18 protein-coding genes are annotated in these 20,706 nt (G+C 62.5%); 9 read left to right on the plus strand and 9 right to left on the minus strand.

Annotated elements, in window-relative coordinates; genetic code table 11:
* Positions 1–153 precede the first annotated feature (153 nt).
* The 3 genes from carB to BM151_RS21705 form a co-directional block, all read right to left on the minus strand.
* Positions 154–3,513 (minus strand): carbamoyl-phosphate synthase large subunit, encoded by a 3,360-nt coding sequence (gene carB, locus BM151_RS17705; RefSeq protein WP_090062090.1) that lies wholly within the window; start codon positions 3,511–3,513, stop codon positions 154–156.
* Positions 3,514–3,586: 73 nt separating this feature from the next.
* A complete protein-coding gene (locus BM151_RS17710; protein WP_177213206.1) occupies positions 3,587–4,822 on the minus strand; it encodes a glycosyltransferase family 87 protein in 1,236 nt (411 codons plus the stop codon).
* Positions 4,823–5,332: 510 nt separating this feature from the next.
* The gene (locus BM151_RS21705; RefSeq protein ID WP_177213207.1) at positions 5,333–5,695 is read right to left on the minus strand and encodes a hypothetical protein; all 363 of its coding nucleotides are present in this window, start codon (positions 5,693–5,695) and stop codon (positions 5,333–5,335) included.
* On the opposite strand from BM151_RS21705, the gene BM151_RS17715 reads away from it, so the two are divergent.
* The gene (locus tag BM151_RS17715; protein ID WP_177213208.1) at positions 5,676–6,734 is read left to right on the plus strand and encodes a phosphatase PAP2 family protein; all 1,059 of its coding nucleotides are present in this window, start codon (positions 5,676–5,678) and stop codon (positions 6,732–6,734) included. The genes BM151_RS21705 and BM151_RS17715 overlap by 20 nt on opposite strands.
* A gap of 151 nt (positions 6,735–6,885) precedes the next feature.
* Positions 6,886–8,679 (plus strand): aspartate--tRNA ligase, encoded by a 1,794-nt coding sequence (gene aspS, locus BM151_RS17720; protein WP_090062093.1) that lies wholly within the window; start codon positions 6,886–6,888, stop codon positions 8,677–8,679.
* A 126-nt stretch (positions 8,680–8,805) separates the two neighbouring features.
* Here the strand turns inward: aspS and BM151_RS17725 are convergent, their stop codons facing one another.
* A complete protein-coding gene (locus BM151_RS17725) occupies positions 8,806–9,525 on the minus strand; it encodes a response regulator (protein WP_090062094.1) in 720 nt (239 codons plus the stop codon).
* A gap of 164 nt (positions 9,526–9,689) precedes the next feature.
* On the opposite strand from BM151_RS17725, the gene mce reads away from it, so the two are divergent.
* Together mce and BM151_RS17735 are read left to right on the plus strand one after the other, a co-directional pair.
* Positions 9,690–10,094: a methylmalonyl-CoA epimerase gene (gene mce / locus BM151_RS17730; RefSeq protein ID WP_090062095.1), complete on the plus strand. Its 405-nt coding sequence runs from the start codon at positions 9,690–9,692 to the stop codon at positions 10,092–10,094.
* A complete protein-coding gene (locus BM151_RS17735) occupies positions 10,094–10,375 on the plus strand; it encodes a DUF1467 family protein (RefSeq protein WP_090062096.1) in 282 nt (93 codons plus the stop codon). Before mce ends, BM151_RS17735 begins: the two co-directional genes overlap by 1 nt.
* A gap of 160 nt (positions 10,376–10,535) precedes the next feature.
* Here the strand turns inward: BM151_RS17735 and BM151_RS17740 are convergent, their stop codons facing one another.
* The 3 genes from BM151_RS17740 to BM151_RS17750 all read right to left on the minus strand — a co-directional run bounded on the left by BM151_RS17740 (position 10,536) and on the right by BM151_RS17750 (position 12,429).
* Positions 10,536–11,108 (minus strand): YceI family protein, encoded by a 573-nt coding sequence (locus BM151_RS17740; RefSeq protein WP_090062398.1) that lies wholly within the window; start codon positions 11,106–11,108, stop codon positions 10,536–10,538.
* Between the two features lie 238 nt (positions 11,109–11,346).
* Positions 11,347–11,751, minus strand: coding sequence for a hypothetical protein (locus tag BM151_RS17745; protein WP_090062097.1), 405 nt, complete (start codon positions 11,749–11,751; stop codon positions 11,347–11,349).
* 93 nt (positions 11,752–11,844) lie between these two features.
* Positions 11,845–12,429, minus strand: coding sequence for a GcrA family cell cycle regulator (locus BM151_RS17750; RefSeq protein ID WP_090062098.1), 585 nt, complete (start codon positions 12,427–12,429; stop codon positions 11,845–11,847).
* A 246-nt stretch (positions 12,430–12,675) separates the two neighbouring features.
* On the opposite strand from BM151_RS17750, the gene BM151_RS17755 reads away from it, so the two are divergent.
* From BM151_RS17755 to argF, 5 genes are all read left to right on the plus strand, one after another.
* Entirely contained in the window at positions 12,676–13,500 is an 825-nt protein-coding gene (locus tag BM151_RS17755) for an ABC transporter permease (RefSeq protein WP_090062099.1), read from the plus strand.
* A gap of 94 nt (positions 13,501–13,594) precedes the next feature.
* Positions 13,595–14,479, plus strand: a complete 885-nt coding sequence (locus BM151_RS17760; protein WP_090062100.1) for a trypsin-like serine peptidase — start codon at positions 13,595–13,597, stop codon at positions 14,477–14,479.
* A gap of 184 nt (positions 14,480–14,663) precedes the next feature.
* Positions 14,664–16,028, plus strand: a complete 1,365-nt coding sequence (locus BM151_RS17765; RefSeq protein WP_090062101.1) for a mechanosensitive ion channel family protein — start codon at positions 14,664–14,666, stop codon at positions 16,026–16,028.
* 239 nt (positions 16,029–16,267) lie between these two features.
* The gene (locus tag BM151_RS17770) at positions 16,268–17,434 is read left to right on the plus strand and encodes an aspartate aminotransferase family protein (protein WP_090062401.1); all 1,167 of its coding nucleotides are present in this window, start codon (positions 16,268–16,270) and stop codon (positions 17,432–17,434) included.
* Between the two features lie 43 nt (positions 17,435–17,477).
* Entirely contained in the window at positions 17,478–18,407 is a 930-nt protein-coding gene (argF, locus tag BM151_RS17775; protein WP_090062102.1) for an ornithine carbamoyltransferase, read from the plus strand.
* A 143-nt stretch (positions 18,408–18,550) separates the two neighbouring features.
* Here the strand turns inward: argF and BM151_RS17780 are convergent, their stop codons facing one another.
* Entirely contained in the window at positions 18,551–20,038 is a 1,488-nt protein-coding gene (locus tag BM151_RS17780) for an inorganic phosphate transporter (protein ID WP_090062103.1), read from the minus strand.
* 171 nt (positions 20,039–20,209) lie between these two features.
* Positions 20,210–20,668 (minus strand): NUDIX hydrolase, encoded by a 459-nt coding sequence (locus tag BM151_RS17785; protein ID WP_090062104.1) that lies wholly within the window; start codon positions 20,666–20,668, stop codon positions 20,210–20,212.
* Positions 20,669–20,706 lie beyond the last annotated feature (38 nt).

Raw genomic sequence — 20,706 nt, forward strand, 5'->3', positions numbered from 1 at the left:
GCTGCTCACGCGGCAGCACGGGGTGCGGATAGGTGCCAAATGGGGGAGGAGCGGGGAAAAGTCAAGGGATTTGCTGCACTCGCAAAGCAACCGGAAAACAAAACGCCCCGCGCGAGGGCGGGGCGTTTGTTATTTTATCCGGGCAATGACGTCTCACACGTCCTGAAGGCTCAGCACCTCGATCTCGCCTTCGAGCCGGGCCTTGATCGCCATGGCGGCGGCGTGGCTGGCGGCGGCGGTGGTGAAATAGGGGATCTTGTCGTAAAGCGCGACCGAGCGGATTTCACGCGAGTCTTCAAGCGCTTGGTTGCCCTCGGTGGTGTTCAGCACCAGCGTGATCTCGCCGTTTTTCATCAGGTCGACAATGTTCGGGCGGCCTTCGTAGACCTTGTTCACAACGGTGCTCTCGACGCCATGCTCCTTGAGGAACTTGGCGGTGCCGCGGGTGGCGACAAGCTCGAAGCCGAGATCCGCGAGCGTCTGCATCGCCTCGACCATTTTCGGCTTCTTGTCGTAATTCTTCACCGAGACGAAGACCTTGCCACCGGTCGGCAGATCGGCGCCGGCGCCCATTTGCGATTTCAGAAACGCGCGGGCAAAGCTCTTGTCGGCGCCCATGACCTCACCGGTGGAGCGCATTTCCGGGCCGAGGATGGTATCGACACCCGGGAAACGGGCAAAGGGCAGGACCGCCTCTTTCACCGCAAAACGCCCGGTGCTCGCCGGATCGACCAGATCGAACGTGTCGAGCTTTTCGCCGGCCATCAGCCGCGCGGCGATGGAGGCGATCGGCGAGTTCACCGCTTTCGCCACGAAAGGCACGGTGCGCGAGGCGCGCGGGTTCACCTCGATCAGATAGATCACATCGTCTTTCACCGCATATTGCACGTTCATCAGGCCGACGACATTGAGTGCCAGCGCCAGAGCTTCGGTCTGGCGTTTCAGCTCTTCGATGATCTCGGGTTTGAGCGAGTAGGGCGGCAGCGAACAGGCCGAGTCACCGGAGTGCACGCCAGCCTCTTCGATATGCTGCATGATGCCGGCGACATGGACCTTTTCACCATCGCAGAGCGCATCGACATCGACCTCGGTCGCGCCCGAGAGATAGCTGTCCAAGAGAACCGGGCTGTCGCCGGAGACCACCACGGCGTCGCGGATGTAGCGGTTGAGCTGTTCCATGTCGCGGACGATTTCCATCGCCCGGCCGCCCAGCACGTAGGACGGGCGGATCACCAGCGGGAAGCCGATCTCGGCGGCGATCTCGATGGCCTCGGCGTCGGTGGAGGCGATGCCGTTGGTCGGTTGCTTGAGCTCGAGACGGTTCACGAGATCCTGGAAGCGCTCGCGGTCTTCGGCGAGATCGATCGCATCCGGCGTGGTGCCGAGGATCGGAATGCCCTCGGCTTCGAGCGCGTTCGCCAGTTTCAGCGGCGTCTGGCCGCCGAATTGCACGATCACACCATGGAGCGTGCCATTGTCCTGCTCGACGCGCAGGATTTCCATCACATGCTCAAAGGTCAGCGGTTCGAAATACAGGCGATCCGAGGTGTCGTAATCGGTCGATACGGTTTCCGGGTTACAGTTGACCATGATGGTCTCGTAGCCCTGCTCGGTGAGCGAGAAACAGGCGTGACAGCAGCAATAATCGAACTCGATGCCCTGACCGATCCGGTTCGGGCCACCGCCCAGAATGACGACTTTCTTGCGATCCGAGGGCCGCGCCTCGCATTCCACTTCGCCCATCATCGGCGCTTCATAGGTGGAATACATGTAGGGGGTCTGGGCCTCGAATTCGGCGGCGCAGGTGTCGATACGCTTGAACACGGCGGTGACGCCGAGGTTGCGCCGCGCCCGGCGGACATTGGCCTCGTCGCGGCCGGTGAGCTTGGCCAGACGTGCGTCCGAGAAGCCCATCATCTTGAGCTGGCGCAGGCCTTCTTCGGTCACCGGCAGACCGTCCTTCTTGATCTCGGCCTCGGCCACCATGATCTCGCGGATACGGGCGAGGAACCACGGGTCGAAAGCGTTGATCTCCTGGATCTCCTCGTCGGAGAAGCCGAAGCGCATGGCCTGGGCGATGACGCGCAGCCGGTCCGGCGTGGCTTTCGCCAGCTCGCGGGTGACAGACTTGTCGATCATCTGCTGGGCTGCCTCGTCCGCGCCCAGGAGGATGCGGGGCAGGGTGGTCTCGCTGCCCTCGGCCTCGACGAGCTGCGAGGCTTTCGGCATTTCCGGTAGTTCGATTTCGTCAAACCCGGTGAGACCGGTTTCCATCGAGGCCAGAGCCTTTTGCATCGATTCGTGGAAGGTGCGGCCGATCGCCATGACCTCGCCGACGGATTTCATCGCGGTGGTCAGCTCCGGCTTGGCGCCGGGGAATTTCTCGAAGGCAAAGCGCGGGATCTTGGTCACGACATAGTCGATGGTCGGCTCGAACGAGGCCGGTGTCACCTTGGTGATGTCGTTGTCCAGCTCATCGAGCGTGTACCCCACGGCCAGTTTCGCGGCGATCTTGGCGATCGGGAAACCGGTGGCCTTGGAGGCCAGCGCGGAGGAGCGCGACACCCGCGGGTTCATCTCGATCACCACCATGCGGCCATCGACCGGGTTCACCGCCCATTGCACGTTGGAACCGCCGGTTTCGACCCCGATCTCACGCAGCACGTTGATCGAATGGGTCCGCATCAGCTGGTATTCTTTGTCGGTGAGCGTCAGCGCCGGCGCCACGGTGACCGAATCGCCGGTGTGAACGCCCATCGGGTCGACGTTCTCGATGGAACAGACGATGATGGCGTTGTCGGCGGTGTCGCGCACCACCTCCATCTCGTATTCTTTCCAGCCCAACAGGCTCTCGTCGACGAGGATCTGCGCCATCGGCGAGGCCTCGAGGCCCGAGCGGCAGATCTTCTCATAGTCGTCACGGTTATAGGCCACGCCACCGCCGGTGCCGCCGAGCGTAAAGGCGGGGCGGATGATCGCCGGCAGACCGATATGCTCGAGCGCTTCCATGGCGATCTTCATGCCGGCGGCGATGTCGTATTTGCCACTTTCGAGCTTCGGCGCAGAGACGATATCGGCCTTCGGGTTCTCGATGCCGAGACGATCCATGGCCTCGCGGAACAGTTTGCGGTCCTCAGCCATTTCAATGGCTTCGCGCTTGGCGCCGATGAGTTCGACGTTGAACTTGTCCAGGACGCCCATGTCGGCCAGCGCCAGCGAGGTGTTGAGACCGGTCTGACCGCCCATGGTGGGCAGGAGCGCATCCGGGCGCTCTTTCTCGATGATCTTGGCGACCACCTCGGGGGTGATCGGTTCGATATAGGTCGCGTCCGCCATGCCCGGGTCGGTCATGATCGTCGCCGGGTTGGAGTTCACCAGAATGACCCGGTAGCCCTCTTCCTTGAGCGCCTTACAGGCCTGGGCACCGGAATAGTCGAATTCGCAGGCCTGCCCGATGATGATCGGCCCCGCACCAATGATCATGATGGAGGAAATATCGGTTCTCTTCGGCATGGCAGACCCCGGCAATGTTATGAGCAGAGCTTCGCGCGGCTCCCCGAGCAGGGACCGCGCAAATTGTCGTGGGTTATAGAGATCGAAGCGGCCAGCGCAAGGGGGCGCGGGTCTCTTTCTGAGAAACTTGTCCGAGCGGCCATCGCAGCGTCGCGAACAGGCTCAAAGAGAGCAATGGCACATAGAAGATCACATGCGGCATGACGCGGGCCTCTTCGATTGGTGTGTCGGGACCGACCAGCCGGAAGATCGGCACCGTGAAGCCTGCGAAGAACAGGAGGGCAAGATAGCGGGCCGGGCGCGGCCCGCGGATCAGTGTCGCGACCATGAGATAGCAAGGCAGCAGGAAATAATGCACCCAGGCCAGCGGTGTCGCCAGCGGCACCAGAATCGACAGCGGCAGTATCTGCGCGCCGATTCGGCGATGGCGGGGCAGGTGGCGCATCCGCCACCAGATCAGCGCCAGCCCGAGGATGAAACTCGTCTTGGTGACCAGGTCGATCCAGAGCGGGCGCCACGAAACGAGCTCATCGATATCGTCATAGATCGGTGCGGTGCCCCGGACCAGATCTGCAATCTGATAGAGAAACGCCTCCAGCGGCACCCCGGCATCTGACATGACCAACAGCCCGTTCAATGTGCGCAGGCGTTCGAAGAACGTGGCGTGCAGCGGCCAGCCCAGAAGATGGATCGAGAGCGCCAGCCCGCCGAGGCTTGCAAGCATAAAGGCCAACAGCGCCCGCCAGTTGCGATTCCACAGAAAGAGGATGGCAAAGGCGGCAGGGGTGATCTTGAGACAGGCGGCCAGCGCCAGAAGCAGAGCCGCGCTGACATCTTTGCCGCTCTTGTAGCGGTCGAAGGCCAGCAGGCAGAGAAAGAAGATGAAGATCTGAAGCTGCCCCAGATAAACGGCAAAGATCGGGATGGCATTGAGCGCGAGCAAGGCGCAGCTCGCGATCATCCAGAACGACAGGCAGATTCGGCGCCGCCCGGCGATCCGCCAGGCCAGAACCGCGCTGGCCAGGATCAGGCCGGTGTTCAGAAGCAGCATCGCATTCATCGCCGCCTGTGGCGACAGGTGCGCGGCGATCGGGGCGGCGCTTGCCGCAACCCAGGGCGGATAGATGAACGGATAGGTCTGTGCCCCTGCCGAGGCGGTGGCATCGACGGCGGCGGCCCATGCGGCGGGCATGTCCGGGCCGATGACCGTGGGCGGGCCGGCATAGATCTGGTCGAACTGCTCCAGCCCGTAAAAATGCCCGGCAAAATAATAGGCGCTGAAATCCGGTGACCAGGCATTCCATTGCATTGAGATGAGAAAGGCGCTGAACAGCAGGCAGGCGATCAGTGCAAGTTTTCTCCGGCAGGGATTGCGCCTGCCATCCGGCGGGGTCTTGAGCCGTATCTGGGGCAACGCGAAGCGGCCGGCACGCCCGGAGTGTCCGGCGTGTTCAGAAGAGCCAGTAAGGTTGGCGATGGGCGCTTTGGTGTCTGTTGCGACACCGGTCGGAGGGCGCGCGCTCATTGGCCACACAGGGGGGTGGGGGGCCGGGACGTGGGGCTCTGAGACGTGGGGCGTTTGCTCGGTTGCAGCAGGCTGGGCTGAGGATCCGGGCGAAGGTTGCGCTGGCGATGCAAAACCGCCTCCCCGGTCGCAATCGACAGGCCGGAGGCCGAGAGTGAACGGGGCGCACTGGAAAACACAGTGGAAACAATACAGGTGCACATAGGCGAAAGGCTTTCGGTCAAAGATCGCGCCGGGTTCGGCGCGCCGCTCCGATTGGCGATGGTCTAAAGGCTTGGTCCTTAACCCCCTCGATCATACCCGGCGCGCAGGATATTGCAAAGGCAGGTTTTCCGGACGTTGTCGCTCCCACAGGCCGGTCCGGAAAAACTCCTGAGCGATCCGCAGGGCAAAGCCCGGAAGGTATTCAGGCTCTCTCGGGCGCTTGCGCCGGCGCATGTCGACATTTTGTCCCAATCCTCTCCCTAAAATCGCCTCATTCCCCGACGATTTATGGTTTCGAAATTGGAAAGCATATTGGGTTTTTCTGAGGACTGTTGCTGATGCTCTTGATCGGATCGCGATATGCGTCGAGCGCGGCACGGTGTTGAGACATTTGGAGTTGTTAGGATCACACATGGTGAATGGTGCAAAGTTCATGAAAAATTTGTCGGGCACGGATCTGCTCGCCATGCTGACGCTTCTCTATTGTCTGCTTGGGTCGGTCTTTCTCTTCGCCCTTGGGGTGAACCCGATCTACCTGTTTCGCGGTTTCGTTTTCGCTCTGCCGCAGTTCGTGATTAAGGCCACGGCCTATGTCCCCGGCTGGGTCTATCTGGCGGTCGCGGCGGTGATCCTCGTCTTCGGAAAAGGGCGCAAGATCAGCGTCGCAAAACTGCGCAGCATCATTGTGGCGATCATCTATTGCACGCTGTTCACGCTGATGTTCGGCCTGGTCAAAAATCAACTTCCCGAAGTGGTGCCCTTCTGGGCGGATGCGCTGCTTGCGGAGCTGGACCGGACGCTGCATTTCGGGCGGAACCCATGGGATCTCCTCTCTGGCCTGTCGGCCTTCAACACCAATCGGCTCGCGGCCTTTTACCTGAACGGCTGGGTGTTTCTGGCGACCTTCCTGCCGGTGCTGCTGATTGCCTTTGACAAGAATGAGACCCGGGTCCGTCACTTCGTCGGGCTCTGGGCCCTGGCTTGGGTCCTTTTGGGCAATGTGGTGGCGCTGGTCTTCATGTCCGCCGGACCGATCTTTGCCGGTTTGATGCCGGGCGTGGACCCGACCGCCCATGCCGGTGTGGTAGAGCTTCTGGCCCGTCCCGACGCGCAGGCCCTTGTCAGAATACGCGATTATCTCTGGGGCAGTTATTCCGGTACGGTGAGCGAGATCGGATCGGGGATTTCCGCCTTCCCTTCCGTCCATGTCGGCATAGCGAGCGTCATCGGGCTGTACCTCTTGCGCCTCGGTCAGGATGCGGGGGCGGTGATCGTGACGCCGCTGCGGCGCCGGGCGGTCCTTCTCGGCAGCGCAGTCGCCGCCTTTGCGGTGATCGGCGCCTATCTGGTCCTGTCGGTCTATCTCGGCTGGCATTACGCGGTGGATGGCTACACCTCGTTGCTGATCATCTCGGGCAGCGCCTGGTTGTTGCAGAGAAAACGGCGCAGGGCGCCGGCCGCCTTTGCGCCCGCTGCGCTCGCGGCCGAGTAAATACAGGGGAAATATGCCGGCAATCCCGGTCAAATTGAAGAGGCGGAACGGCGGGTTCCCGGCTTCTGCCTCTTGACTTTCCCGTCTCAGACGAGTGTATCGGCGCGAGCGTCTTATGACATGTCCGCCGAGACTTCCGAAGGGAAAGCCAATGCATCTCTATCGCAGCCATACCTGCGCCGATCTGAACAATTCCAATGTGGGCGACACCGTCCGCCTGTCGGGCTGGGTGCATCGCATCCGCGACCATGGCGGCATCCTGTTTGTCGATCTGCGCGACCATTACGGGATGACTCAGGTGCTCTGCGATCCGGACAGCCCGGTGTTCGCCGAGATGGAAAAGGTCCGTTCCGAATGGTGTATCCGCATCGACGGCACCGTAAAGGCCCGTGACCCGGAGCTGGTGAACCCGAAACTGCCGACCGGCGAGATCGAGGTCTTCGTGCGCGATCTCGAGGTGCTGGGTGCCTCGAACGAGCTGCCGCTGATGGTGTTCGGCGATCAGGAATATCCGGAAGAGACCCGTCTCAAATATCGCTATCTCGATCTGCGCCGCGAACAAATGCAGCAGAACATGATCCTGCGCTCCAACGTTGTCGCCGATCTGCGTCAGCGCATGTGGGCCAAGAACTTCAACGAATTCCAGACCCCGATCATCACCGCCTCTTCGCCGGAAGGCGCGCGTGACTTCCTGGTGCCGTCGCGTCTGCACCCGGGCAAATTCTACGCCCTGCCGCAGGCGCCGCAGCAGTTCAAACAGCTGCTGATGGTCTCGGGCTTTGACAAGTATTTCCAGATCGCGCCGTGTTTCCGCGACGAGGACCCGCGTGCCGACCGCTCGCCGACGGATTTCTACCAGCTCGACATGGAAATGTCCTTTGTCACGCAACAGGACATCTTCGACGTGATGGAGCCGGTGATCGCCGACATGTTCGACAAATTCGGCAAGGGCCGTCTGTCGAACCGCGACTGGCCGCAGATCTCCTATCGCGATTCCGCGCTGTGGTACGGCACCGACAAGCCGGACTTGCGCAACCCGATCAAGATGCAGGATGTGTCCGAACATTTCCGCGGTTCCGGCTTCGCGATCTTCGCCAAACTTCTGGAACAAGAGGGCAACGAGGTTCGCGCCATTCCGGCGCCCAAGGGCGGTTCGCGCAAATTCTGCGACAGGATGAACAAATTCGCCCAGCAGGAAGGCCTGCCGGGGATGGGCTACATCTTCTGGCGCGATCAGGGCGAGGGCATGGAAGCCGCCGGTCCGCTGGCGAAGAATATCGGCCCGGAGCGCACCGAGGCGATCCGCCAGCAGTTGGGTCTCGAAGTGGGCGATGCCGCCTTCTTCTTGGGCGGCAAGCCGAAGAGCTTCGAGCGCGTGGCCGGCAAGGCCCGCACCGTAATCTGGGAAGAAACGCCGAAAGCGCCCGAGGACGAGAACTGGCGCGACAGCTTCCAGTTTGCCTGGATCGTGGATTTCCCGATCTATGAGGCCGACGAGGAAACCGGCGACATCGATTTCGAACACAACCCCTTCTCCATGCCGCAGGGCGGGATGGAGGCCTTGGACGGCGATCCGCTCAAGGTGCTGGGCTTCCAGTATGACCTCGCGTGCAACGGCTATGAGCTGGTGTCGGGCGCGATCCGCAACCACAAGCCGGAAATCATGTTCCGGGCCTTTGAACTGGCGGGTTACGGCAAGGAAGAGGTCGAAAAACGCTTTGGCGCTCTGGTCAACGCGTTCCAATACGGCGCCCCGCCGCACGGTGGCTGTGCCCTGGGCATCGACCGCGCGGTGATGATCCTCGCCGATCAGGACAACATCCGCGAAGTCATGCTCTTCCCGATGAACCAGCGCGCCGAAGATCTGATGATGAACGCGCCGTCGGACCCCTTGAACGAACAGCTGCGCGAGCTGCATCTGCGGGTTATTCCGCAGGAGAACTGAGACATCTCTCAGGCAAAGCTCTGAAACAGAAACGGCGCGGAACAGATGTTCCGCGCCGTTTTCGTCTTGGCACATGCCGCCCGGGGAGCTGCCGGGTCACGACATGTGCCAATTCGGTGCCGGGTCTCAGACCACTTTGCGCGGTTCGATCCGGGCCTGCACAAGACCGGCGATGCGCGCCACGTCCGAACCGTAGGGTTGGTTGTACTGGCGATTGACCGCCAGCGAATGCGCCGCGATTTCCATTTCCACGTCGCCCGAGGTGCGGGCCACGCCGGAGAGGAATTGCGCGATGTAATCCAGACGCTCGTCGCTCTTCTCGGTGGTCAGCAGATCGGCGATATGCACGAAGTCGTCCTGCAGCGCGATCGCATCCGGATGGATCTCGTCATTGCTGACCCCGTGCACGCCCTCGGGCCGGGTGGTTTCCGGCAGGCAGGACAGGATCAATTCCTGGAATGCGCCGAGCGACGAGATCGGTTTCTCGATGAACCCGTCGGCTCCGGCGGCGCTCGAGAGCGCATCGGCGCCACTGTCGCCGGACATGCCGAGCACGACATCGACCCGCGGTCGCGTCGCGGTGAGCTCCGCGATCAGATCGGCGCCGGAGCCGTCGGGCAGGCCGAGATCGACGATCACCACGCTCGGGCGATAGACCCGGAGATGTTTGCGCGCCGAGGCGAGGCTGTCGGCGCGGCGAATGCGGGCGCCGGAGCGCAGGCACAAAAGTCGCATCGCTTCCGAGGCAAAGCGGCTGTCCTCGACCACGAGAACGGTGAGGCCCAGAAGCGGGCGATCGGGGGTCGGCGACTGGGTCACCATCAGCATGTCAAGATCATCGGTCATTTCACAGCTCCAGCAAATACGACTCGGAGTTAAGCCCAAAACCGGTGAATCCTCCGTTAACCCTGCGAGACGTCGGGCCAAGTTGGCGCTATCATGTCTCACGCCTCTTGCGAGACGTCGTGGTGCGGGCGATAAGCGGGCAGATACCCAAGGAGGAGAATGCAATGATCGGTCGTCTCAACCATGTCGCCATCGCCGTGCCGGATCTCGAGGCCGCGTCCGCGCAATATGCCAATACGCTGGGCGCCAAGGTGAACCCGCCGCAGGACGAGCCCGATCACGGTGTGACCGTGGTGTTCATCGAATTGCCCAACACCAAGATCGAACTGCTCTATCCGCTGGGCGAGGACTCGCCGATCCAGGGCTTTCTCGACAAGAACCCCTCGGGCGGCATCCATCACATGTGTTTCGAGGTCGAGGACATCCTCGCCGCCCGTGACAAGCTCAAATCCGAGGGCGCACGCGTGCTCGGCACCGGCGAGCCGAAAATCGGTGCCCATGGCAAACCGGTTCTGTTCCTGCATCCGAAGGATTTCAACGGCTGCCTGATCGAACTGGAACAGATCTGATGGCGATCACATCCGCTTTCGTCCTTTATGCCGTCACTTGGTTCATGACCATGTTCATCGCCCTGCCGATCGGGTTGAAGACCCAGGGCGACGTGGGCGAGAAGGTCGCGGGCACCCATGACGGGGCGCCGGCGAATTACAATCCGAAACGCAAGGCGCTCTGGGTCACTCTGGTGGCCACCGTGATCTGGGCCATTCTGGTGGCGATCGTCTCCTCCGGCTGGATCACCTGGCACGATCTCGACTGGACCGCGAACCTGCCGCCGGTGGGCGAGAGCTGAGCACGCCTTTGGGCAATCTCCTGTGCCAATGAATGTGCCAATGAAAAAGACCGCCGGAAACTCCGGCGGTCTTTTCGTGTCTGCTGTGTGCTTTGTCGCGTGCGTGGGCAGAGGGAGGTAGAGGCGCGGTCGTTCGCTGCCGCGCCCCGGTGCCAGGGCCTCACTCGGCCGGGGTGGCCTCGATCGAGATCGCGATGGCGACTTCGTCAGAGACATAGGGGGCAAACATGCCCATGTCGAAGTCGGAGCGCAGCACGGTGGTGGTGGCGTCAAAGCCGACCCAGGGCTTGGCGGCCATCGGATGTTCCATGTTCTGGGTCATCTTGGCGTCGAGCGCGACGGATTTGGTGATGCCGTTGATGGTCAGATCGCCGGTGATGGTGCCGGTGTCCTCGCCCGTCACCTCGATGCCGGTGGAGGTGAAGGAGATGGTCGGGTTTTCCTCGGCGCCGAAGAAGTCGCCGGTCAGGAAATGCGCGGTGCGCTCGGCCCAGCCGGTGTAGAGGCTGTCGGTCGGGAAGGACACGGACACCGAAGAGCCTGCCGGATCGGCCGCGTCGAACATGATTTCGCCGTCGAAGCCGGAGAACATGCCGGTGGTGGTGGAGTAGCCGAGGTGCTGGTAGTTGAACACGATCTGGCTGTGCGAGGCGTCGAGCACGTATTTCACCGGCTCGGCGGAGGCGGCGGTGGCGCCCAGGATCAGCGCGGTGGAGAGAAGGAGGTTTTTCATGATGTCAAAGCTCTCTTTGGCATGGTGTTGAATACCCTCCAAGGCTAGCGCCAAGCGCGCTGCCCTCAAATTCCGCAGGCCCAAACAGGGCCTGTGCAAAATAAAACGAAATAGGTGAAATAATGCAGATAGCTGTGCAAATACCGTTCAGCTCATCGCGGGACTGACCTGTGCCGGGGCTGCCATTGCCGCAGCACAGGGATCAGCTCAGGGAGCTGCGCAGCGATCAGCACTGGGATCAGTGAAAACTGGCGATGGAACAGAGAATGATGGCGAGGATCAGCCCGCGGGCGATCATCACAAAGCGCTTCGGCGCCATGTCTTTCAGCCGGTTGAAGCGCAGGATGTTCAGCACAACCAGCGCGGCAATCAGCACCAGCTTGAGCGCGAACCATCCGGAATGCAGATAGATCAGCCCGGTCGCGCCGCCGACCCCGGCCATGGCGAGCCCGGTGACGATCAGCGCGCCGAGCCCCCAGAGCCCGTACTGCCCGATCGCCTTGGCGAGCCCCATCAGCGCGGGCCGGGCCTCCGGCGTGGTCGCGGGCATGCGGGCCAGCAAAAGCCCCATGATCACATTGGCGCCGGCGCCGACGATCAGTGACAGCATGTGCAGGAAGAAGAGAGCCTTCAACAGCAGCATGAGGGCTCTCCTTTCAGATCAGATGGGGAGTTTCAGATCAGATGGGGACGCGGATCAGCGGCGGTACTCAGCGCCGGTGATCAACGATGACAATCAACGACGGCGGTCGCGGCGCGAGGACATCGGCTGGAAGGCCACGCCCACGTGGGCCTCGCAATAGGGTTTGCCGGGCTGAGAGGGCAGGCCGCAGAACCAGAAATCATCGGTCGCCGGATCGCCGATCGGCCATTTGCAGGTCTTTTCGGTCAGCTCCATGACAGAGATTTTCTTGGCCTTCTTCTCGACCTCGTTGACCTTGGCCAGAGCTTCGGCCGGGATCTCGTTGGTCGAGGGCTGCGGCGGCAGCGGCTGGCCAGCCGGAATGATCGCGCGACGGGCCGGGCTCATCGGTTTCGGTGCTGCCTCTGCGGCGGGTTCCTCGGCGGCTTTCGCGGCCGGTTGTGCCGGGGCCTTGGGTTTCGCTTCGGCCTTGGGCTTGGCGGCGGGCTTGGCTTTCGGCGCGGCGGCGGGTTTCGCGCTCGCGCCGGAGCCGGCACGGTTCGACAGGCCGAGACGATGCACCTTGCCGATCACCGCATTGCGCGTCACCCCGCCAAGCTCCTTGGCGATCTGCGAGGCGGATTGACCCTCGCCCCACATTTTCTTCAACAGTTCGACGCGCTCATCGGTCCAGGACATCGTGTTTCCTTCGGTTGTCAGTTGCTCCGGGGACGCATGCGGTGATGGCCTCGAACCAAAAAGAGCACCCCCGCACAGGCCTTTTGCGGTCCTGAGTGCGAGGAGCACTTGAGAATTTCTCTTTGCCCCTATTTTAAACACCACGCTTGCGGTTACAAGCGGGCCAAAGCCGAACACAGGCGAATTCTGTCCGAATTTCCTGCGTTTTTCGGGGCGCGAGCGCCACTATATCAAGGGAGAGAGGCAATGGAAATGGCACATGATAAACTGCAGGGCGAGACGCAGATGGGTGTGCGGCGTTTTGGCCGGGTCAACTGGCTCGGGCTCTACACGCTGACCGAGCGCGAAATCCGCCGCTTTCTCGCGGTCTGGACCCAGACGCTTCTGGCGCCTCTGGTCACCGCCGGGCTGTTCCTGACCATCTTCACATTGGCCATCGGGCCGTCGCGCGGCGATGTCATGGGCGTGCCCTTCGTGCATTTCCTCGCCCCCGGCATCCTCACCATGACGGTGATCCAGAACGCTTTTGCCAATACCTCGTCGTCGATCATGATCTCGAAGGTGCAGGGCAATATCGTCGACACGCTGATGCCGCCGCTGTCGCCCGGTGAACTGGTCATCGGCTACCTGTCGGGCGGGGCGGTGCGCGGCATGATCGTTGCCGTCGCGATCTGGACGGTGATGGCGGTCTTTGTCTCGCTGCCGCTGGCGCATCCGCTGTTCGCCATTGCCTTTGTGCTGCTGGGGGCGCTGTTCATCGGCGGGCTTGGCATTCTCGCGGGCATCGTCAGCCAGAAATTCGACCATATGGCGGCGATCACCAATTTCATCATCACGCCGCTGTCGTTCCTGTCGGGGACCTTCTATTCGGTCGAGACCCTGCCGCAATGGTTCAAGACGCTGACCCATATGAACCCGGTGTTCTACCTGATCGATGGCGTGCGCTATGGCATCATCGGCCGCTCCGACAGTGCGCCGCTCCTGGGGCTTTGCGTCATGGGGGGCGTCACTGCGGTGGTGGTGTTCATCGACTGGCAATTCTTCAAACGCGGCACCAATCTCAAATCCTGAGTGCCTGGGCCGCGAGCAGACGAAAGCGGCCCAATTCTCGCCCGATTTGGCGGGCATAAACCATGGCAACCCGATTTGATTTATCAGAGTTGCCATGGTTTCGTTTCGTCCGACTTCCCTCCCGACCCCGCTTCGCAAAGCCTTGTCCCGCGGCCTCGTTCAGGGGCTCATGCTGCTGGCGCTGCCGCTGCCGGGGCTGGCCGCAGACAGCCTGCCTTCCGAACTGGACAGTGCCGATCGCCGGGCCGAGCTCATGGGCTGGGAAGCGGTCGGGCGGCTCGACATGGCGGGCGAGGGCACCTGTACCGGCGCGCTGATCCGCGACGATCTGGTGCTGACCGCGGCGCATTGCGTGGTCGATGACGGCAATATTCCGCTCGACGCGGATCGCATCCTGTTTCGGGCCGGGCTCAGAAATGGCGACTATGTCGCGGCGTCTCGGGCCTATGCCGTCGCCGTGACCCCGGGCTATGACAAGCGCGACGGGGTGAGCGGCGAGAATATTCGCCACGATGTCGCGCTGATCAAACTGGCCTCACCGATCCCGGAGGCTCTGGCGCGCCCGTTTCGGGTGCACCGCAGCTCGAAGCCGAGCGGTGAGTTGATGGTCGCCTCTTACGGACGTGGCCGGAATGCCGCCCCGTCGATCCAGCGCGAATGCCATGTGCTCGACTATTCCGACGACATCTATTCTTTCGATTGCGACATCACCTATGGCTCTTCCGGCGCGCCGGTCTTTGCCTATGACGGGGTGCGTCCCGCGATCGTCTCGGTGGTCTCCTCGATCGGGGTGCGCGACGGGCGCAAGACCGGCTACGGCATGTCTCTCCTTGACCGGATTGCCGCCCTGAAACGCCAGATCGCAACCGGTGCCCCGGAGGTGGCGGCGAAACCCGCTGTGGTCAAACGCATCACCGTCGGGGAAGGGACGGCGAGGCGGGCGGTCGGCGCGTCGAAATTCCTCCGCCCCGGAGGTTAGGGAGGCGAGGGCGGCCAGAGAGGCTAGGGAGACTGGGCGGAGCGGCGGGGAACCGTCCGCGGGTCGGGGTGGTTTTGGGGGAGGACCCGACTGCGAATCCGATCGGGCCTTCCCAAAGGTGACCGCTTTTCGCCAGGGCGGGGGCGTGATAGGGCAGAATGATTCCAACGCGGACACCGTGCATATGAACATTCTGCCTGACAATCTGGACAGCCTGCCCCCTTTGGCTCAAAGCGTTTTAACCTATGCCCAGCAAGGGATCGACCTGGCCGAAAGCTGGCTGCTGAGCCCCGCCGCGTGGTCGCAATTCGCGCTCCTGGTCATCGCCTTTCTCGCGGCCCGTCTGGTGGCGCGTCGCAGCTCTCCGATGTTTACGCGTGTCGTATCGCCCGTCGCAGAGGCCACCGGCCTGTTCGCCGAGGCACGTCGGTTTTTGGTGAGCCTGCTGCCGCTGGCTTTGCCGCTGCTGGCCTATCTGTTCACCGCAGCAGGGGAGAGCGTCACCCGCTCCCTGTTCGGCTCCGGTGCGGTGATCGCCTTTGGCAAACGGATTTTCCTGTTGTTCGCGGTCCGGGCCTTCACCCGAGATTTCCTGAAAGATCCGTTCCTGCGGGTGATGGGCAAATATGTCCTGATGCCGGTGATGCTGCTGTATATTTTCGGTCTGCTGGACCCGGTTGCGGCGAAACTGTCCGAGACGGTGGTGGGCGCGGGTAATATCCGCTTTTCGCTGATGTCGGTGATCCGCGGCGTGATCGCCGGGGCGCTTCTGTTCTGGCTCGGGCGATGGTCGACCGGCCAGAGCCGCAGCTACATCAGTCGCCAGGAAGAGCTGCGCCCGGCCACGCGCGAGCTGGCGACCAAGGCTGCAGAGGTCCTGATCTTCGGCGCGGGGTTCCTGTTGCTGATGAACATCATGGGGATCAACCTCTCGACGCTTGCCGTGCTCGGCGGTGCGATCGGTGTCGGCATCGGCTTCGGCCTGCAACAGATCGCGTCGAATTTCATTTCCGGCGTCATCCTCCTGCTCGAGGGGCAGGCCACGGTGGGCGACTATGTCGAGCTTGACGGTGGCGAGGCGGGGACCATCGTCAAGATGACGGCGCGCGCCGCGATCCTCGAGACCTACGATGGCAAATGGATCGTGGTGCCGAACGAACATTTCATCACCACCCGGGTGGTGAACTATTCCGACAGTGGCTCCGCCAATCGGTACGAAGCGCCATTCTCGGTCTCTTATGAGACGGATATCAATCTGGTGCCGGGGATCATCGAAGCGGCGGTTGCAGAGCTCGATTTCGTGCTCACGGAACCGGACGGGCCGGATTGCGAACTGCGCGGGTTCGGTGACAGCGGGGTCGATTTCTGCGTCGAGTTCTGGGTCAATGGCATCGACGACGGTCGCAACAAATTCACCCCACAGGTGCTTTTTGCGATCTGGAACGCGTTGAAAGCACATGACATCGAAATCCCCTATCCGCACCGCGTGGTGGAGATCAAAGGCGTGGGGCAGGGGCTGGCCGCGCTGTCTCGTGTTGAATCTCTTTGACAGGGCAGGCGCAATTGAGTATCTGCGCCTCATGAACATGACCCGTGCATATGCTTTGATCATCCGACGTCGACGCTGAAGCGTCCCGACGTCCGTTCATCCGTGCCCAAACCGGCACAATTTGCGCCAAAGCGGCGTATTTCCTAGAGAAACCCCATCCAAACCGTTGACAGGCCCCTCTGGCTTCGCCACCCATGTGGCTTCTGACAAGGGCTGCTCCCTTTTCCAAGGATATGACCATGATCTCTTCCGTTCTGCCGACCTATAACCGGGCTCCGCTTGCTTTCGTCAAAGGCGAAGGCTCCTGGCTGATCGAGGCGGACGGGCGACGTTTCCTCGATCTCGGCGCAGGCATCGCGGTGAACACGTTGGGCCATGCCAACCCGGAGCTGGCCGAGGTGCTGAAAGCCCAGGCCGACACGCTCTGGCATGTCTCGAATCTTTACAAGATCCCGGCGCAACAGGCCTTGGCCGACAAGCTCGTGGAGACCACATTCGCCGACACCTGTTTCTTCACCAATTCGGGGACCGAAGCCGCCGAGCTGGCGATCAAGATGGCGCGCAAATACTGGTATGAAAAGGGCCAGCCGGAGAAGATCGAGGTGATCACCTTCGAGGGCTGTTTCCACGGCCGCTCCACCGGGGCGATCGCCGCCTCGGGTTCCGAGAAAATGGTCAAGGGCTTCGGGCCCTTGATGCCCGGTTTCGTCCATCTGCCCTTCGGCGACTGGGATGCCGTGGCCGAACATGTGTCTGAGAAGACCGCCGCGATCCTGATCGAACCTGTGCAGGGCGAGGGCGGTATCCGCGTCGTCCCCGATGAGGCGCTGAAACTCCTGCGCCAGATTGCCGACGAGAAGGGCTGTCTGTTGATCTTCGACGAGGTGCAATGCGGAGTCGCCCGCACCGGCAAGCTTTTCGCCCATGAATATGCCGGGGTGATCCCGGATATCATGATGGTGGCCAAGGGCATCGGTGGCGGCTTCCCGCTCGGTGCGGTTCTCGCGACCGAAGAGGCGGCCAGCGGCATGGTCGCCGGCACGCACGGGTCCACCTACGGTGGCAACCCTCTGGGCTGTGCCATCGGGCTGAAGGTGATGGAGATCGTTTCCGATCCGGCGTTTCTGGCCGAGGTGAACCGCAAGGCCGGGCTGTTCCGCCAGAAGCTCGAGGGGCTGGTGGCCGATCACCCCGACGTGTTCGAAGCCGTGCGTGGCGAAGGCCTCATGCTGGGCCTCAAATGCAAGGTGGCGCCCGCCGATCTGGTGGCCAAGGGCTATGAGCAGGGCGTTCTGACCGTGCCGGCGGCCGACAATGTGGTGCGCCTGCTGCCGGCGCTGAATATTTCCGACGACGAGATCACCGAGGCCGTGGCGCGCATCGATGCCGCCGCATCCGCCCTCTGACGCAAAGCCTCTTCGAGGCAGAAAAGACGACCGAGACGACGCTATGAATCATTTTCTGGACATCCATAAGACCGACGCAAAAGAGCTGCATCGGATCATCGAAACCGCGAAGCTCACCAAGAATGCGCGCCATGACAAGCCGAAGGCGGCGCTCGATGCCGAGCTGCCCCTGAAGGACAAGATGGTGGCGCTGATCTTCGAGAAACCCTCGACCCGGACCCGCGTCTCCTTTGACGTCGGCGTGCGCCAGATGGGCGGTCAGACCATGGTGCTTTCGGGCGCCGATATGCAGCTGGGCCATGGCGAGACCATTGCCGACACCGCCCGGGTGCTGTCGCGCTATGTCGATATGATCATGATCCGCACTTTCGAGGAGCAGACGCTTCTCGAGATGGCGGAATATGCCACCGTGCCGGTGATCAACGGGCTGACCAATCGCACCCACCCCTGCCAGATCATGGCCGATATCCTGACCTTTGAGGAGCATCGCGGTTCGATCAAAGGCAAGAAGGTCGTCTGGTGCGGCGACGGCAACAATGTCTTCGCCTCTTTCGCCCATGCCGCCGGACAGTTCGGCTTTGACCTGACCTTTGCCGGGCCGCAACCGCTCGATCCGGAGATGGAATTCGTCGAGGGCGCGCGGGCCAAAGGCGTGAAGGTCGAGATCATGCGCGACGCCGAGGCTGCCGTCGAAGGCGCCGATCTCGTGGTCACGGACACCTGGGTGTCGATGCATGACCCGCAATCGGCCCGCGAACGCCGCCACAACCAGCTCCGCCCCTACCGGGTCGACCGCAAGCTGATGAGCCTCGCGAAACCCGACGCCCTGTTCATGCATTGCCTGCCGGCGCATCGGGGCGACGAGGTGACGAACAACGTGATGGACGGGCCGCAATCGGTGATCTTCGACGAGGCGGAAAACCGTCTGCACGCGCAAAAGGCGATCATGCGCTGGTGCGTCGAAGGCAAGTGAGACTTCGAGAGTGACTTAAGGTAAGGCCGCCCAGCATCTGCGAGGCGGCCTTTTTTCATGTCTGGATTGTGGACGAGCGGACCCTCGCACTTCCCGGCGGCTTTGCTTTGTTCCGCGCCGGGAGCGGAATGTCCTCAAGGGCCTCACCCCGCCAGATGCGACAGCCCCCAGAACACCGCCGCCGAGAGCAGTGCTGCGGCGGGCACGGTGATGATCCAGGCGGCGACGATGGTCATGAAATGGCTGCGGCGCACGAGTTTGCGGCGGCGGCGCTCCTCGGCGGCGATCCGTTGCGACTTCTTCGAGCGCGCCGCCTGATCGAGCCGTTTCTCATGATACCACTCGCGGAAGAAGCCGACGCCGAACACACCGCCCACCGCGATATGGGTCGAGGAGACCGGCAGGCCGAGCCAGCTCGCCACGATCACGGTGATCGCCGCCGAGAGCGCCACGCAATAGGCGCGCATCGGGTTGAGCTTGGTGATCTGGCTGCCGACCATGCGGATCAGTTTCGGGCCAAACAGGATGAGGCCAAAGGAGATCCCGAACGCCCCGATCACCATCACCCAATGCGGGATGTTCACCTTGCCGGCAAACTCGCCCACGGCATTGGCATGGACGATGGCCGCCAGCGGGCCGACCGCATTTGCCACGTCATTGGCGCCATGGGCAAAGGACAAAAGTGCCGCCGAGATCACCAGTGGCAGGCCGAACAGCACCTTCAGGGATTTGTTGCGATTCTCCAGCCCCTGCGCCTTGTGACGGACAATGGGCGCCGAGGCGGCATAGGAGAGCGCGCCAAAGGCCGCGCCGATCATCAGGGCTGCCGGCAGTTCGATATGGATGATCTTCTTGACGCCCTTGATCGCCAGATAGGTGGCGAACACCCCCATCATGATGCCGATCAGCACCGGCACCCAGCGCCGTGCCGCGGCGATCTTGTCGGGCTGATACATGATCCGGGCCTTGATGAACCACAGGAACCCGGCGGCGATCAGCCCGCCCAGCAGCGGCGAGATCACCCAGCTGGCGGCAATCAGCCCCATCGAGCCCCAGTTCACCGTGGCAAACCCGGCGGCAGAGATCCCGGCCCCCATGACGCCCCCGACCACCGAATGGGTGGTCGAGACCGGCGCGCCGATCCAGGTGGCGAGGTTGACCCAGAGCGCAGACGACAAGAGCGCGGCCATCATCGCCCAGATGAACACCTGGGTGTCGGCCACGGCCGTCGGGTCGATGATGCCTTTCGAGATGGTCGAAACCACATCGCCCCCGGCCAGAAGCGCGCCGGCGCTCTCGAACAGGGCGGCGATGACGATGGCGCCACCCATGGTGAGCGCATTGGCGCCCACCGCCGGGCCCATGTTGTTGGCAACGTCATTGGCGCCGATGTTGATCGCCATATAGGCGCCCAAGGCCGCCGCCGCGATCACCACGGCGGAGCCGGGCTGACCGCCAAAGATCAGCGCGGCAAACAGGCCGGCGACGATGATGAAGGCCAGTGCCACCCCGAGCCCGACCATCGGACGGGCGACGTGAAACGTGGCTTGTTCCACCTGGCTGATGCGGTTCAGGTCCTTGTCCAGCGTGGTCCAGGCCTCGCCGCGGTTTTCGCCGTCGCGCTCGCTCATCTCGATTGTCTCCCCCCGGTGCCCCGGCGTGTCATGAATCCGTTACGTCGGCTGGCGGGCTAGCCCGCTACGTCACGAATTTCAAGCTTTTCCGCACAAACTCGGCCCGTGGCGTGCACGAGACGCGGTCTGTCTTGGGGAAATTGTCCGGCGAGAGGGGGGAGAGAGGGCTCAGAAATCGAGCAGCATCTCGCGCAATTCCGGTTCTTCGACCAGCGCCGCCGCCTGTGCCGGGCTCAGCCAGCGGCGGGTGCGCTCGTCTTTCTCCGGGAAGGTCTTTTCGAGCCGCTCCACTTCGATCGGATAGACCGAAGCCTCGACCGGAGCCAGAACGCCGTTGTCGAGTTTCTTGATATAGTGATAGAGGCCCAGCGGCTTGCGCTTGATCCGTGCCGGTTTGACCCCGGCCTCTTCCCAGGCTTCCTGTGCCGCGGTGCCGGCCCCGTCGAGCCCGGCGATCGGCCAGCCTTTGGGGATGATCCAGCGCCCGGTGTCGCGCGAGGTGATCAGGAGAATTTCCTTGCCCTTTTTTCCCTTGCGCCAGCACAGGGCTGCCGATTGCACCCGGCTGGGCCGGCGCAACAGAGGGTCGAACACGCCCTCCCAAGCGGATTTCAATAGGGTCACCATGAGCTGATTTATGCCTGTTTGTCTATCTTTCGTATATA

This window comes from Celeribacter neptunius, from assembly GCF_900113955.1.
In the GTDB taxonomy this organism is placed as follows: domain Bacteria; phylum Pseudomonadota; class Alphaproteobacteria; order Rhodobacterales; family Rhodobacteraceae; genus Celeribacter; species Celeribacter neptunius.